This is a genomic window from Autumnicola patrickiae (assembly GCF_031846525.1).
Lineage (GTDB): Bacteria > Bacteroidota > Bacteroidia > Flavobacteriales > Flavobacteriaceae > Autumnicola > Autumnicola patrickiae.
Window position 1 is genome coordinate 1 of sequence record NZ_JAVRHM010000067.1, and the last position, 925, is coordinate 925.

1 protein-coding gene is annotated in these 925 nt (G+C 36.4%); it reads left to right on the forward strand.

Annotated elements, in window-relative coordinates:
• Positions 1-598: 598 nt before the first annotated feature.
• On the forward strand, positions 599-925 hold a 327-nt coding region (locus RM549_RS19365; RefSeq protein WP_311687765.1), incomplete at its 3' end, for a hypothetical protein.

Here is a 925-nt window from a genome sequence, read left to right on the forward strand (position 1 = left end):
CTTTGTAGTAGGAAGCGGGATTGGAGGTCTGTTTGGTGGTCTTTTGGGCATACATTCTACTCTTCGGGAAAACAGAAGAGTATCAGAAGAAAAAAGTAGAAAGTAATCCTATCTACACAAAGATAACTGAAGCAGGAATATTTTAAATCAATTTATTAAAATCACAGAGTCATGGAAACAGAAAGAGAACGAAAAAGAAAGAATATGTGGTATTGGATCATAGGAATTTTAATAGTCATTGCACTAATTTGGTGGTGGGCGGAAGCTGCCTAAAGAGTACGAAATCCTTATTCAATAAAATTCTAATCAATTAAATTTTTTAAACTATGGAAACAGAAAGAGAACGGAAAAGAAAGAATATGTGGTACTGGATCATAGGGACGATAATAGTCATTGTACTGATATGGTGGTGGTGGGCAGAAGCTGCCTAAAAAGCAATACAATTTTATACTTCAGTGGCTGCAGGCCTGGAAAAAGATATTTTTTTAGATTATGATGATCATAGTTATAAGCCGGCCGGCAGTCATTTTATAGTTTTACATGATCCCCTCTACAACAAATTTAAGAAACTGCCCCCACTACAGTAAAAATTAAAAAGATGAAGGAAAAATTTAGAATTATAATTCTCTTTGCTATTCTGGTGGGATTCCAAAGTTGCTATCGTATAATGCCTTCCAAAGGCGGCGGCCAGCTAAATGATGTTCCTGAAAAGCGAAATATAGAGCCCACTGATGTTCTTTTACCTGATGGGTATAAAATAGAGGTAGTGGCAAGAAATCTTACATTTCCAACTGCTGTTACTTTCGATGAGGCCGGCAATTTATATGCCATAGAAGCAGGTTATTCTTATGGAGAAGTTTTTTTAGAACCCAAACTGCTTCAAATACTGCCTGATGGTTCCACTACTCCTATATATACCGGACAT